The 14,973-nt window shown below is 62.7% G+C and carries 13 protein-coding genes; 6 read left to right on the top strand and 7 right to left on the bottom strand.

Going from position 1 to position 14,973, the window contains the following annotated elements:
- Positions 1–94: 94 nt before the first annotated feature.
- The gene (locus IPM12_10665) at positions 95–256 is read left to right on the top strand and encodes a hypothetical protein (GenBank protein MBK9148261.1); all 162 of its coding nucleotides are present in this window, start codon (positions 95–97) and stop codon (positions 254–256) included.
- A gap of 243 nt (positions 257–499) precedes the next feature.
- On the opposite strand, the gene IPM12_10670 is transcribed toward IPM12_10665, so the two are convergent.
- The 7 genes from IPM12_10670 to IPM12_10700 form a co-directional block, all read right to left on the bottom strand.
- Positions 500–1,231 (bottom strand): shikimate dehydrogenase, encoded by a 732-nt coding sequence (locus IPM12_10670; protein ID MBK9148262.1) that lies wholly within the window; start codon positions 1,229–1,231, stop codon positions 500–502.
- On the bottom strand, positions 1,228–2,193 hold the full coding sequence (locus IPM12_10675; protein MBK9148263.1) for a DUF368 domain-containing protein: 966 nt from the start codon (positions 2,191–2,193) through the stop codon (positions 1,228–1,230). The genes IPM12_10670 and IPM12_10675 overlap by 4 nt, the downstream gene beginning before the upstream one ends.
- A 4-nt stretch (positions 2,194–2,197) precedes the next feature.
- Positions 2,198–2,512, bottom strand: coding sequence for a hypothetical protein (locus IPM12_10680; GenBank protein MBK9148264.1), 315 nt, complete (start codon positions 2,510–2,512; stop codon positions 2,198–2,200).
- Positions 2,513–2,570: 58 nt separating this feature from the next.
- On the bottom strand, positions 2,571–4,073 hold the full coding sequence (locus IPM12_10685) for a serine hydrolase (GenBank protein ID MBK9148265.1): 1,503 nt from the start codon (positions 4,071–4,073) through the stop codon (positions 2,571–2,573).
- 74 nt (positions 4,074–4,147) lie between these two features.
- Entirely contained in the window at positions 4,148–5,008 is an 861-nt protein-coding gene (locus IPM12_10690) for a lamin tail domain-containing protein (protein MBK9148266.1), read from the bottom strand.
- A 9-nt stretch (positions 5,009–5,017) separates the two neighbouring features.
- On the bottom strand, positions 5,018–5,422 hold the full coding sequence (locus IPM12_10695) for a TfoX/Sxy family protein (protein MBK9148267.1): 405 nt from the start codon (positions 5,420–5,422) through the stop codon (positions 5,018–5,020).
- Between the two features lie 184 nt (positions 5,423–5,606).
- Entirely contained in the window at positions 5,607–7,655 is a 2,049-nt protein-coding gene (locus IPM12_10700) for a dehydrogenase E1 component subunit alpha/beta (GenBank protein MBK9148268.1), read from the bottom strand.
- Between the two features lie 138 nt (positions 7,656–7,793).
- Between IPM12_10700 and IPM12_10705 the strand changes: the two genes are divergently transcribed.
- The 5 genes from IPM12_10705 (at position 7,794) to IPM12_10725 (ending at position 14,972) form a co-directional block, all read left to right on the top strand.
- Positions 7,794–9,257, top strand: coding sequence for a hypothetical protein (locus IPM12_10705; GenBank protein MBK9148269.1), 1,464 nt, complete (start codon positions 7,794–7,796; stop codon positions 9,255–9,257).
- 23 nt (positions 9,258–9,280) lie between these two features.
- A complete protein-coding gene (locus IPM12_10710; protein MBK9148270.1) occupies positions 9,281–11,149 on the top strand; it encodes an LTA synthase family protein in 1,869 nt (622 codons plus the stop codon).
- Positions 11,146–12,009 (top strand): hypothetical protein, encoded by an 864-nt coding sequence (locus IPM12_10715; GenBank protein ID MBK9148271.1) that lies wholly within the window; start codon positions 11,146–11,148, stop codon positions 12,007–12,009. Before IPM12_10710 ends, IPM12_10715 begins: the two co-directional genes overlap by 4 nt.
- A gap of 104 nt (positions 12,010–12,113) precedes the next feature.
- On the top strand, positions 12,114–14,081 hold the full coding sequence (locus IPM12_10720) for a VCBS repeat-containing protein (protein MBK9148272.1): 1,968 nt from the start codon (positions 12,114–12,116) through the stop codon (positions 14,079–14,081).
- A 210-nt stretch (positions 14,082–14,291) separates the two neighbouring features.
- Positions 14,292–14,972 (top strand): hypothetical protein, encoded by a 681-nt coding sequence (locus tag IPM12_10725; GenBank protein MBK9148273.1) that lies wholly within the window; start codon positions 14,292–14,294, stop codon positions 14,970–14,972.
- The last annotated feature ends 1 nt before the right edge of the window (position 14,973 follow it).

The following is a 14,973-nucleotide window of genomic DNA, read 5'->3' on the forward strand; positions in this document are numbered from 1 at the left end:
GTTCACTTCAGCCACCTGAGACGCTACCTTCGAGCATCGGAACAACCCTCAACCTTCCGGTGTTTCAACCTGAGACATCCAAACCCGGCCAAGCATGTTCCTCAAGCGCCTGTTCTACTACCTGAATCCTCTTACGCTCTTCGGCAAGCCCAACCCGGACTTCAACCTGCGTTTCATGCACGGCATCAACCGGATCAGCATCCTGCTGTTCCTGTTGTGCGTAACGGTAATGGTGGTGCGCGCGCTCAGCAAATAGCGCGATCATGCAGGAGGCCGGTTTCATCCGACTGGATCGCGTAGGCCGTTTGGATGCGGTTCGTGCGGAGGGGGAGTACCTCGGATCTCGGGTTCATGGAGGCCATCGCGTGCATCTGTATCGAATGGATGGCTTCTTCTGCGAAGTTTGGATGCGCTTGGGCTGGGATCAGGCGGAGTGGATCGAAGTGGCGCGCAACACCGAGGTGCTCAGCGAGTACGTGGACCTGGACCTGAAAGGGTTCTAGCCGTTCCAGATCCGCCAGCTTGCCTCCGCCTGCGCGTGCAGCATGTCAAGGCCGTTGGCGATCACAGCGCCACGCTTCCTCCCTTCTTGCAGGAAAGCCGTCACGGCCGGGTTGTACACCAGGTCGATCAGCACATGCTTCCCCCCCAGGGCCTCGTAGGGGATCGGCGGCATCGAATCAGCATCCGGATGCATGCCCAGCGGGGTGGTGTTGATGATGAGCGTGCAAACGTCCACCACGATCGGCTCCACGAGGTCGTAGGTCATGTCGCCGCGCTCGCGGCTGCGGCTCACCACGCGGAACTTGATGCCGCGCTCCTTCAGCACGAAGGCCACGGCACGGCTCGCACCGCCGCTGCCCAGCACTAACGCGCGCGGTTTCTTGCCTTGGAGCAAAGGGTTCAGCGTTTGGCGGAATCCTTCCACGTCGGTGTTGTGGCCGATGAGCTGGTCGCCATCGATGCGGATGGTGTTCACCGCGCCCACGGCGGCGGCCAATGGATCAACGGCATCGAGCAAGGGCATCACCGCTTGCTTGTGCGGGATCGTGACATTCAATCCGCGCAGGCCCGGCGTATCGCGGACCAAGGCGCGCAACTCGTCGGCGCTGCTCAGCTCGAAGAGGTCGTAGCGGTGATCACGCAGCCCTTCGCGCTCGAACTTCTCCGTGAAATAGCGCTGGCTGAAGGAGTGTGAGAGGGGCTTGCCGATAAGGCCATAGCGGATCATGCGCGCGGTGGGGCGAAGCGCTCAAGGAAGAGCAGCAGCGATGCGCCGACCAACGCGAGCACCACCGCGCCAAGTATGTGCGGTTCCTTCGCGGTGATGCCCAGGGCGGCATCGATCTCAGTGATAATGGCATAGTCGCCCGGCCAAACGCTGCGCGTGATGAAGGGCTCCAGGTGCTCGTCGGGCTTGCCCGGGTGCACCGTGCGCGTGCTGAGCACCCGCTTCCAAGGCCACACGATGTAGAGCGAACCGAGCAGGAATCCGGTGAGCGTGGCCACGGTGAGGTCGTGCAGGCGCGTGAACATCCAATTCAGCAGGCGCGAGAAGGCCATCAGTCCGAACACACAGCCCGCGCCGAACACGGCGATCACCGGGACATCGAATCCTTTGATCGCGGTCATGACCGGCAGGTAAGCGCCCATGAGCAGCAGGATGAAGGAGCCGCTGATGCCCGGCAGGATCATGGCGCAGATGGCGATGGCACCGGCCATGAAGTAGAAGGGAAGCGAATCACTGGCGGTGCCAGGCTCAGCCAGGCCGATGAACAGCGCGATGGCCGTGCCCGCGAGCATGCCGAATACGGGCCACGCGGCCCAGCGCTTCACCAGCTTGCCGCAGAGCCACACGCTGGTGGCGATCAATCCGAAGAAGAATCCCCAGATGAGCACGGGATGCTCGCTGAGCGCCCAGGTGATGGGGCGCACGAGCAGCAGGATGCTGGTGCCGATGCCCGCGACGAGCGTTACCAGGAAGTCGGCGTTCGCCTGCTGCCACGCGCCTTTGAGTCCGCCTTGCCGCAAGGCCTTGAGCGTATCCGGGCCGATGCCCTTGATCGAGCGCAGCAGTTCCTCATAGATGCCGGAGATGAAAGCAATGGTGCCGCCGGAGACCCCGGGCACCACGTCGGCAGCGCCCATCGACATCCCTTTCAGGAAGAGCTTCACCCGCTCGCGGAGGTTCATCATGTCAATCGCAGTTCAGCGGTTCCACCTCGGCGCTCCAGGCCTGTATGCCGCCCTTGAGGCTCATCAGTCCGCTGAAGCTGTAACGCGATTCAAGGGCCTGGATCACCGCGGCCGACCGATTGCCGCTCTTGCAATGCAGGATCACGGGCACATCGCGCCGGATCTCGGTCAGCCGCTCGATGATCTCACCCATCGGGATCAGCGTGCCGCCGATGCTGCAAGCTTCGGCCTCATAGGGTTCGCGCACATCAATGAGCTGGTGCGGCGCCCCGCTCGCGCGCATCCGCTTCAGTTCCGAACAATCGATCTCTATCATGCCGTGCTTCTTCGCCAGCGCAAGGATAGTGTCCAACGGCCCTCCCGCTGGTTGCGCGCTAGCCCTTGCGTTTGAAATCGAGCTTGTGGAAATGGAAATCGGGGCTGTGCAATTCGATCCGGAAGCCGGTGACCTTGTGGTCGGCATCGAAGCTGAAGGTGATGTAGCCGGGCTCGAGGAAGGGGTCCTGGTGCTGCCATTGGAAGGTGTCGAAGTGCCAATGCGAGAGCCCGCCGGTGAAGAGCTCGGGCGCTGGCTTCAGTGATAACGAAAGCTTGCCGTCCTTGTCGGTGATCACCGCATCACCGTAGATCTTGTCGGTGTACGTGCCGGCATAGGCGGCGGCGGCCAGCGAGGGCTTGGTCTTCGGCGCGCGCGCTGAAAGGCGATCGGCTACGCGCTTGGCTTCACGCTCCTGGCGCTTGGCGAGGCGCGGCAGCATGTCGGCCACGGGATCAGCCTTGCCATCGCCCAGGTAGAGGTCGAGGATCTCGGCGGTGATGGCGAACACGCTGTACGACTCGCCGTTGCCGAGGCAGATCACGGCGAGGTCCTTGTCGGGCGCCACCGCATGGTTGAGGATGAAGCCCGGCATGCCGCCGCTGTGCGTGATCACCGTTTCGTTGTGATCGGTCTCGAGGAACCAGCCAAGCGCAGCGCCATCGCGGCGTCCGCCCATGGGCAGGTGCATGGCCGTGATGCGGTTGTAGCTGGCCGGACTGAGGAATGCCTTTCCATTCGCCTTGCCTTCATCGGCCCACATCGCATCCCACTTCGCAAGGTCATTCACCGTGCTGAGCACCCCGCAGGCGCCATCGGCTCCGCGCAGCGCTTGGTAGGGCATGCTCTTCTGCGGCGATTTCGGATCCTGTCCCTTGCGCACATGGGGCAAGGCCACATCGCTCATGCCGGCCAGGTCGGCGGTCTCCACGCGACTGCGCTCCATGCCCAGCGGCTTGAAGATGCGCGTGGTGATGAACTGGTCCCAGCTCATGGCGCTCACCTGCTCCACCACGCGCGCCGCTGCGATGTACATGAGGTTGCTGTAACCGAACTGCGTGCGGAAGGGATAGGTGAAGGGCTCACTCGAATGACGGGCGAGGATCTCATCGGGCGTGTAGGCCGTGCCGTACCAGAGCAGGTCGCCATCGAAGGTGCCCCAGCCGGCACGGTGGCAGAGCAGGTCGGCGATGGTCATCTGCTCCGTGATGAAGGGGTCAGGCGTCTTGAAGGCGGGCAGGTGCTTGCGCACGGGATCATCGAAGCTCAGCTTGCCTTCGTCGGCGAGCAGTCCGATGGCGCACGCGGTGAAGGCCTTGCTGATGCTGGCGCAGTAGAACACGCTGTTCGGTGTGACGGGCTCTGGCTTGTCGATGTCGAGCTTGCCGTAGCCCTGGGCGAACACCAGTTGCCCATCCTTCACGATGCCGACGGCGAGGCCGGGCTGATCGAAGCTGATGAGGGCATCGGCGATGTAGGCATCGAGGGCCTTGAGGTCAGGTTGCTGGGCATGCAGCAGCAGCGGCAGCACGAGGAAGGAGAGAAGGGCGTGGCGGATCATGGGGCAAGTGTAGCCATCGCGCTTCAGCCCAGCACAGCCGGACGTGCTGCCCGGTTCGCTCTGCTCTATTGCGGTCAGGGCAGGATGAAGCGGCGCACCTCTTGGCGGGTGGGCGTGCTGAGGCGCACCAGGAGCAAATGCCCGTGCAGCGCACTGAGGCCAACGTGCCAAGACGCGCGTGGTGAAGCGGCCGTGCTTTCTGCGATGAGCGCGCCGCTGGCCGAGAGCAGCTGGAAGGTGATTGGTTCCGATGCGAGGTTGGGGTCGAAGGCGAGCAGGCCCTGCCCATCTGGCGAAGGCATCACGATGAAGGATGGGCTTGCCGCACTGTTCTCCAGCACGGATATATCGATGTCGCAAGCCAGCGGGTCGATCAGGTTGGCTGTGCCTGGTGTGCTGCACATGCGCTGGAAGTCGGCATCGTTATCGCCGGTGTCCGTACCATCGGGGAGGCGCCCGATGCTGATGCCGTTCGTGAGGTTGCTGTCCTCCTGTGAGGTGCCGGTGCCTTCGGTATAACCCGGCACGCTGCCGCCGTAGCTGAGCGCATCGAGCACCATCGGCTCGGGCTGGGTGATCACCAAGGCGATGGCATCCGGCGATCCGTTCTGTATCAGGTTCGTGGCGGGTGTCACCACCGCATCGCAATTCGGCGTGCCAGCATTGGCGCAGATCACGAAGAACTCGCCCGCCGGAAGCGCAGGCCAGCTCACATTCTCCAGCGTGGCATATACCGCGCTGCCGCCCGCATTGCCGTTCACCAGCACCACTTGCAGGTATTGCATGGGGAATGCGGATGATCCCGTATTGAGGATCTCGATGTACTCGGCATTGTCGGTGCCCGGCTGGTCATAATCCACTTCGTTGATCACCACTTGGGCGCTTGCCGTGCCGACCATCAGTGGCATCAGGATCGGGGCGAGTTGTTTGATCATGATCGTATTCTAATTCGAAGCGTGGCGGCTGGTCTTCTTCGCTGGTGCCTTCACCGTTTTCTTCATCGGCTTCTTGGCGCTCTTGCTGGGCAAGGTGGCGATGTGTGCGAGGCTGAGCTTCACCCAGCGGCCTAGCGACCGCTTGTCGCCAACGGCATCGGCGTCCACGAACACGAAGCCCTTCATGTTCTTATGTCCGAAGGTCATGGGCTTGGCGCCCGGCCATTGGAGCACCTCATCGTGCCGCTCCGGGTTGAATCGCGCCATGAAATCGCCCTTGTTGGTGATGCCCACGCTCATGTGTCCCTTCACCATGAAGGCCACGCCGCCGAACATCTTCTTGTGCTCGGGCCTGGCGCCTTCGGAAACCAGGGCATCGTGGATCTGCTGCTCGAAGAGGGGATCGTGGGGCATGGTTGGTCTAGAGGATGTATAGTCCAAAGGTGCATCAGGGAGTCATTTTTCCAAATGGATGGTGAGGGGGGCGCACCGCAGCAAAGCGTTCAAGGCCGGTGGCGTTGGCCGTTTGGAGGTCATGCGCGCCGTGTCCTACAAGTTCTTCGGCACGGTGAAGTTCCTGTACCTCGCCGACCTAGGATCAATACCCCGCCAACCTCTCCACCGCTTCCTTTAATCTCCCCTTCGGTAGGAAACCGTTCTCTAGAGGGATTGCGAAAGGCACGGGCGTATCCCATGATGCCACGCGCACGATCGGTGCATCCAGATGCTCGAATGCATGCTCCGCGATGATGGCCGCCAATTCGCCGCCGAAGCCGGCGGTCAGCGTGTCCTCATGCAGCAGCAGCGCCTTGCCGGTCTTCTTCACGCTGGTGAGGATCGTCTCCGCATCGAGCGGAACCAGCGTGCGCAGATCGATGATCTCCAGCTTCACTCCGTTCGCTGTGATCATCTCATCCGCAAGCTCTGTTGCCCAATGCACCCCCATGCCGTAGGTGATGATCGTGAGCGCTGAGCCCTCGCGCACCAAGCGCGCCTTACCGAAGGGAATGCTGTAGGGCTGCTCGGGCACCACACCGCTGATGCTGCGGTACATGGCCTTGTGCTCGAAGAACATCACGGGGTTCGGGTCGTCGAATGCGGTCATGAGCAGGCCCTTCGCGTCGTAGGGGTTGCTCGGGTACACCACTTTCAGACCCGGTGTCTTCACGAACCACATCTCGTTGCTCTGGCTGTGGAAGGGCCCTGCGCCCACGCCCGCTCCTGTCGGCATGCGAACCACCACATCGGCGTTCTGCCCCCAGCGGTAGTGGATCTTCGCGAAGTTGTTGCAGATCTGCGTGATGCCCTCGCTGACGAAATCGGCGAACTGCATCTCCATCATGGCCTTCATGCCCTTGATGCTGAGGCCCAGCGATGCTCCGAGGATGGCGCTCTCGCAAAGGGGCGTGTTGCGCACACGGTCCTTGCCGAAGCGCTCCACGAATCCTTCGGTGATCTTGAACGCGCCGCCGTATTCCGCGATGTCCTGGCCCATGAGCACCAGGTTGGAATGCCTTTGCATGCTCTGCGCGAGCCCCTCGCTTATCGCGTCGATCATCCTTATCTCACGAGCCTCGAGCTTCGAGCCTTGAGTTTCTAGCTCGTGGTTCGTGGCTAGCGGCTCGAGGCCCTTGGCCATTGGAGCATAAACGTCACCAACCTCAACGGCTTCTATGGGGATGGGCTCCGGTTCCTCGAATGCGTGCTTCAGATCGGCCTCGATGCCATCCTTCAGTCGCGTGCGGATCTCGTCGCGCTTTGCGATGGACAAGATGCCCTGCTTCAGAAGCCAGGCTTCGTAGTTCATCACGGGGTCCTTCTTGCCCCAAACCTCGAAGAGCTCCTTCGGGACGTACTTGGTGCCGCTCGCCTCTTCGTGGCCACGCATCCGGAAGGTCATGCACTCCACCAGGATCGGACGCGGGTTCTCGCGCACGCTGTCGGCCAGCTTCACGAGGTTGTCGTACACCTCCAGGATGTTGTTGCCGGCGATCTGCACGCCTTCGATGCCATAACCGATGGCCTTGTCCACAAAGCTCTTCATGCGGAACTGCTCGCTGCTGGGCGTGCTGAGTCCGTAGCCGTTGTTCTCGATGATGAAGAGCACCGGCAGGTCCCACACCGCCGCCACGTTCACGCTCTCGTGGAAGTCGCCCTCGCTGGTGGCGCCATCGCCGGTGAAGACGATGGTGCAGCGGTTCTCCTTCTTCAGCTTGTGCGCCAGCGCGATGCCATCGGCGATGCCCATCTGCGGGCCGAGGTGGCTGATCATGCCAACGACCTTGTGCTCCTGGCTACCGAAGTGGAAGCTGCGCTCGCGGCCCTTGCTGTAGCCAGTGGCCTTGCCCTGCCATTGCGCGAAGAGCTTCGCGAAGGGCATGCCGCGGGTGGTGAAGACACCGAGGTTGCGGTGCATGGGCAGGATGTACTCATCCTCTTGCAGCACCATGGCCGCGCCCACGCTGATGGCCTCCTGCCCGATGCCGCTGAACCATTTGCTGATCTTGCCTTGCCGCAGCAGGCTGAGCATCTTCTCCTCGATGATGCGCGGGAAGACGAGCTTCTCGTAGGTGCCGATCAGGAATGCGTCGGTGCAGTTGCCGCGCTCGAAATGGAGCTGGCGGTCCTCGGTGGTGCGTGGTGACATGCGCTCGGGTGCGGCCGTGCCAATGGCGGGCGGGGGCGAAGGTATTTTCAGGTTGAGGGTTGATGCGGTTGCGGGATGCAGGTTGCCAACAGCGCTGCTCGGCTCCTGGTGCGCATGGCGCCGGTACATTCGGCGGCCATGCGCTACGCCGTGACCTGGGTTCCGCGAATACTGCTGGCCCTGCTGCTGGCAGTGGCAGCGTGGCACCTGGTTCTCCGGCTACGGCTCATCCCGGATGCGCGCGTTGACCTCGGCGGAGCGGAGATCAACGTGATCTATGGCATGCAGAAGGTCCTCATGGGTCGGCCGCTGTACGAGGACCCTGAACAGCCGCCCTTCGATGTGATCCAGTACACGCCGCTGCATTACGGCCTCCTCGCCGGCTTGGCGCGCGTATTCTCCGTGGATCATCGCGAGACGCACGGATTATTCATCCTGAGCCGTTCGGTGGCGCTGGCCCTGAATCTGCTCACCTGCCTTTCGGTCTTCGCGCTCTGCCGCACGGTGGGTTGCCGGACTTGGCCATCCATTGCCGTCTCGGCGCTCGTGTTCACGGTGTTCACGGAGCATTTCTACGGTCGTGGTGATGCGCTCTATGCCTTGCTCTTCGTCGGCGCGCTCCTGGCCTACGCCCGGTGGCAGCAGCGCGATGGGCGAGGGTCGCTGCTGATGCTCGCCGCCATGCTCGCGGTGCTCAGCGTGGCTGCCAAGCAGAGCGGCATGCTCGTGATCGGCATCATTGGCCTCGACCTTCTCCTGCAAGGCGCGTGGCGAATCGCAGGCCGGTTCGCGTTCCAGGTGGCCGTGCCCATGGCGATCGGCGCGATGCTGATCGCCTTGAGCGCATCGGGTCCTTTCTTCCTGAAGAACACCGTGCAGGGATTGGCCAACGGGATCTCCCCGGCGATGTACCGCGAGCTCTTCGATCCACCCACCTACAAGTACTATGTGCTGTTCCATGTGGCCATCGTGCTCCTCATCCTCCGGGCCATCCGCAGAAACGATCGCACCGACCTTTTCCTGGCCACGGCCGCAGGTGCTTCGTTGGCTTTCGGGCTCATCACCGGACTGAAGAGCGGCAGCAATCTCAATTACCTATTCGAGTCCAATGCGCTGGCGGCCATCGGGGTGGCGCGCTGGATCGGCGGTGCAAGCGGCGTGGCCGGCCCTTTCGCTATGCTGTTCGCACTCGGTTTCGGTACGTACCGCACGCGCTTGCTCGATCACCGTTCAGGCACAGCCGATGAACGTAAGGCGCATGCTGCTGCGCTCCTTGCTGACCGTGCCGTGCATGGCGAGCTGGTCGGCCGCTTGGGGCTGATGCCGCAAGAGCACGTGCTGGTGACCTACCGCGGGCATCTGGAGCTGTTGCTGAATGGCCAGGGCCTGCTGGCGCAGAAGGATGTCATTGCATGGAGCGTCGGTGAGGTGTTCGATCGCTCAGCCTTCTTCCGGATGATGGATGAAGGCGCGGTGCGCTTCGTGATCAGTGACGCGCCAATGGATACGCTCCGCTTCCTGGGACGCGAATGGGCTCCGTTGCAACCGGTCCTGGAGGAGGAAGGCCGCCACGTGCTGGCCCTTCCAAGCCGGGGCCTGTGACCATCTTTGGCGCGCACGCACCGATGAAGCCCCTTCTTGTCATCTTCAGCCGGATCGGTGCGCTCATGGTCATCTACACGTTGCTGCGGCTGGCCTTCGCGCTGCGCAATGCCGATAGCTTCCCGGAGGTGCCCTTCAGCGCCTACCTCGGCGGCCTTCGGTTCGACCTCAGCGCATTGGCCTGGCTCAACCTGCCCTGGGTGGTGCTCTGCATGATCAGCGCGGCGGAGCAAGGGCCCTTCGCGCGCGCGAAGCGTATTGCCTTCATGGCCGTGAATGCGGTCGGGCTCTTCTTCGCGTGCGTTGACATCGAGTACTACCGATTCACCTTGAAACGGAGCACTGCGGACCTGTTCAGCATCATGGCCGGCGGCGGCGATACCCTTCGGTTGATCCCCGGGTTCGCGAAGGACTTCTGGTACATCGTGCTGATCTTCCTAGCGTGTCTTTGGCTGGCCTGGTGGGCTTATCGGAAGGCGGCCGGCCTGCTTCGCGAGCGCGATCCGCGTTGGCTGCCCGCTGTGGCGTGGCGGCTCTGCGCAATCGCCTTCTTCGTGCTCGGCTCGCGCGGCGGCGTGCAGCTCATCCCCATCGGAGTGGTCACGGCTGCGGAGTACGCGCCTCCGCCGTACACGCTCGTGGCGCTCAACACGCCATTCACCTTGCTCACCAGCCTAGGCAAGCCTGTGCTGCAAGCCCGCACCTACATGCCGCAGCATGAAGCCGATTCGCTATGGCCCGTTGAGCATGTGCCGGATGCGAAGAGGCAAGGCGCACGAGCGCTCGACTCCACCATTGTGGCTAAGCCGAACGTGGTGGTGATCGTCCTCGAGAGTTTTTCCGCGGCATTCAGCCAGAGGCTCAACGGCGGCGCGGATTGCATGCCCTTCCTCGATTCGCTAATGGGGCAGGGGCTGAGCTTCTCGCGCGCGTATGCCAATGGAAGGCGAAGCATCGATGGCATCCCGGCCGTTACCGCGTCCATCCCCGAATGGATGGACGAGGCCTTCATCACCTCCCCTTACGCCCAGGCGCCATTCACCGCCTTGGGCGGCCTGCTGCGCGCCGAGGGCTATGCCACGAGCTTCTACCACGGAGGCCGAAACGGCACCATGGGCTTCGATACCTATGCGAGCGCTGCCGGCTACTCGCGCTATTCGGGCATGGATCAATATCCGCGGACCGATGACTACGACGGCACTTGGGGAATCTGGGATCGGCCCTACCTGCAGTGGTTCGTGCAGGAGCTGGCAAACGAAGAGCAGCCCTTCCACAGCGTGCTCTTCACCCTGAGCTCGCACCATCCTTACAGCCTGCCGCCCGGAGAGGAGAAGCGCTTCGGCGATGCCAGCCACGGCATCGAGCCCACCTTGCGTTACGCTGACGATGCCTTGCGGCGGTTCTTCGCTTCGGCCCGCGCCCAGCCCTGGTTCGAGAATACCCTGTTCGTGATCACTGCGGACCATACCGCCGACCTGGATCGCAGCGGGCAGCATTATTCCGAGGCCACGGATTACTGGGTGCCGCTGGTCTTCTATTGGCCCAAGTCCATCGCGCCGCTTCAATCAGGGCATGTGGTGCAGCACATCGATATCATGCCAACCATACTCGACATCGTCGGCTATGGGAAACCGCATTTCAGCCTTGGTGCCAGCGTGTCTGATGGCGAAGGACGCGGCATGGCCGTGGTGCGTTCCTTGGGCTTCTGGTTCGCATTCCTGGACGAAGGGAATTTCTGCTTCGAGGGTGAGCGGCTCTCGCCGGCATCCGTGCGCGACCCGCTGATCATCCGCGAGGATGGGCCTGAGGCGCGCCGGTTGAAGGCGGCCATCCAGCAGTTCACCACGCGCATGGCGTCCAATCGGCTGGTCACATCGCCATCTCTCGAATGAAGGCGGCCATCATCTTCAATCCGAAGTCAGGCAAGCGGAAAGCGCGCGCGATCATCGAGATTGCCGCGCGGATCGGGCGCGAGACCGGTGCGGCGCTCGAACTGTTCGAGGTGCAAGGCCCCGGACACGGCACCGAACTGGCGCGGCGCGCGCTGGAAATGGGCGCGGATCGCGTGATCAGCGTGGGCGGCGATGGCACCAACAACGCCATTGGGCAAGCGCTGGTGGGCACCGACGCGCCGCTGGGCATCGTGGCCATGGGCAGCGGCAACGGTTATGCCCGCAGCATCGGCCTGCCCCTTGAACCGGAGGCAGCGCTCCGGCACGCGGTCATGGCTGCGCCGAAGCGCATGGACGTGTGCTACCTCAACGACCGGCTCTTCTTAGGCAATGCCGGCATCGGTTTCGATGCCCGGGTGGCCTATCGATTCGATCGCAGCGCAAGTCGCGGCATGTTCGGCTATGCGCGGATCGTGGCGCAGGAGATCCTCGGCGCCAAGCCCATGCGCGTGGCGATCAAGGTGCACGGCGCAAGCTCCGAGCATCAGGTGCTCATGCTGGTATTCTGTAATACCCGCGAGTTCGGGAACGGCGCCGACATCAGCCCTGGCAGCCGGCCCGATGACGGTCTGGCCGAGTTGCGGATCGTGCGCAAGCCGCCATTGCCGCAGTTGCTCAAGGCGCTCTTCGATGTGTACATGCACCGCGCTGACCGCAACCCGAACCTGCTCGGCCTGACCTGCACCGAAGCGGACGTGCGGCAAGAGGGCCTATGGGCGCATCTCGACGGGGAGCCCGTGGAATTGGGCCATGAGCTGCATTTCAGGCTTGCGGCGAATCGGCTCTGGGTGGTGGCCTGATGCCCTTAAGCAACGCTTGGCCTTCAAAGGCTGTCAATATTGCGACCCTACCCATTGTCACGCGCACGCCGCTCCTCCCTTCATTTACAACCCAAACCAGCACCATGAACCTGATTCGGCTCTCCATCATCACCGCTGCCCTTGTGCCCCAACTGGTGCGCGCGCAGGCCAACTGTGGGACGGCAACAACAATCGGTCTGGGCACGCATGTGTCCCCGGCCCTCGCCGGTACGCCCGCAGCCACGCAATGCATTGGCGGGCAGTCGGGCAGCGCCGCGCACTGGTACCAGTTCACGGCTCCTTCAGCCATGTCCATCACCGTGAGCAGCTACGTGGAAGGGAACCCCACTGTGGATACCCGGCTGAATGTGTTCGTTGGCAGCTGCGGTTCGCTCGTGTGCATCGGCGGCGATGATGACACCGGCCCCGGCTACACCTCGATCTACTCCTTCAATGCCACGGCCGGCACCAGCTACATGTTCGTTTGGGATAGCTATTGGACCGCGAACGGATTCACGTTCACGGTGCTGGAGACGGTGATTCCGCCGCCTCCCGGGAACATGGTGCTCTTCACCAGCGTCACTGTGCCTGGGGTCGGAGGCGTGCAGGGCGGAGTCGATATGAACGATGATGGCCAGGATGATCTGGTGATGCCCGGATCAGCGAGCTTCAACGTGGCTTATCAAGGCGTTGGCGGGGCGTACAACGTGGTGAACTTCCCCACCACCAACGCGGACAACACGGCCTCCTGGAGCTTCGCCGTGGGTGATTGGGACAGCAACGGCTTCCGCGACCTGCTCTACGGCGGTGGCAGCGGTGCCACCTTCATGACAGCCAATGCCAACGGCACCGCCTATACGGAGTTCAGCCCGCCCCAGTACATCTTCTGCCAGCGCACCAATTTCGTGGACCTGAACAACGATGGGCACCTTGATGCCTTCGTTTGCCACGATGTGGATGCCAACGTGTCCTTCCTGAACAATGGAGCGGGATCGCTGACCCACACGCAGGGCCCCTACGGCACCACTTGCGGCAATTACGGAAGCATCTTCACCGATATCAACAACGACTGCAGCGTGGACCTCTTCGTGGCCAAGTGCGGCTGCGACCCGCAGGACCTGCTCATGCTGAACAACGGCATCGGCGGTTTCACCAACATGGCCCCTGGCTTGGGCTTGGCCGATGGCCACCAGAGCTGGAGCAGCGCTTGGGGCGACTATGACAACGACGGCGACATGGACGTGCTGATCGGCGCGAGCAGCGGCGTGGTGCATAAGCTGATGCGCAACAACGGCGACGGGACCTTTGAGGCCGCCACCGCGGGCAGCGGCATGGACGCGTTCACGGGCCAGAGCATCGAGTGGACCGCCCACGACTTCAACAACGACGGCTGGATCGACATCATGGGCGGCGGCGCCATCCATTACAACAACGGCGATTGGACCTTCAGCCACGACGTGACCGCGCCCGGCAATCATTGCATCGGCGATTTCAACAACGATGGCTTCCTCGACATCGGCCGTAGCAGCGGCTACCACCGCAATGAGGGCAACGACAACAACTGGATCCGGATCAACCCGAAGGGCACCATCAGCAATCGGGACGGCATCGGGGCGCGCGTCACCATCACCAGTTCGCTTGGCACCCAGATACGGGATATCCGGGCGGGCGATGGCTTCCGGTACATGAGCTTCATCGGCGCGCACTTCGGCTTGGGCCAGGATGAAGAGGTGCTGGAGGTCAGGATCCGCTGGTCGGACTGCGAGGAAGAGGTCATCGAGGCGCCTGCGATCAACACAGTGCATGAAGTGGTCCAGGGCACCTTCACCTCGGCTGAAGAAGCCGCCGTCGTACCATTCGGGCTCTACCCGAATCCGGCACAGGACCGCATCAGCCTCACAGGCGTTGCGCCCAATGCTCAGATTGAAGTGCTCGATGCCACCGGCAAGCTGGTGCTGAACAGGCGCTTGCAGTCGGGTACCCTGATGATCGGTGACCTTGAAGCGGGCGCCTATGTGGCCCGGATCATCGAACAGGGCCGGTTGCGCACGGCGCGCTTCGTCCTGCAATAGCGCAGGGCAGACAGGTTTCTTGTTCTGCAAGTCAGGGAGGCGAAATGCCTCCCTGACTTGTTCATAACCTGAGCAGCTGTGATTGACCGCGCTGGAACCCTTGCGGGCATTGGCTTCCTTGTGCACCGCCCAATCCGATCAACACGGCATCGTTGGTGATCCGTTAGCGCCTCTCCGTTGCTGCGCATGGCCCCATCGGATCTTGGCGGCATGACAGCGGCGGTGTTCGAGGCGCGCTATAACCGGATCCTGCGTTCGCGCGAGCAGGGCTATGAGGAACTCTCCGATTTCCTCGGTCGCCGATATGACTTGGGGCCGCTGGTGCGCCTGGGGCTGTTGCGGCGGCGGGAGGTGAACAGCGAGTTCCAGCGCTACCACGGCTATGTGCCCACACCGGCCGGTGATGAGTTCCTGCTCTACATCGCCGAGAAGGAGCTGATCCTGGTGAAGCCGGGGCTAACGGGCGCTCTTTTCACTGCCTTGAAGAAGGATCCGGCGCCCAAGTCGGTATTCAAGCCCACCTATGCCGAGCCCACCAAGCCGCAGTTCGATCAATGGCGCGCACAGCGCGATCACGCTGGTCGCGACCCCTGGCGGGCACAGCGTGCCGAGCATTGGAATGAAGCTTTGCTACATGGCTTCATGGATTTCAAGGCCTTCAGCGCGCGCACGAGCATAGGGGAGGGCGTGCTGCTCCGGCTCGAGTTGGCCAAGCCGCGCAATGAACGGCCGCATGAGCATGCGCTTGCCATAGAGCTGACCAAGGAGGGCCAGCGCTACCTCGAAGCGCGCAACCCGTGGGAGCTGCTATTGGTGAAGCCCGGCATGGAGCTCCCGTTGCTGCAGCGATGTGACCCCGAGCGCGCCGCCTACTGGTGCGAGCTGCCCTAGC

The organism is Flavobacteriales bacterium (assembly GCA_016716605.1).
Taxonomy (GTDB): domain Bacteria; phylum Bacteroidota; class Bacteroidia; order Flavobacteriales_F; family PHOS-HE28; genus PHOS-HE28.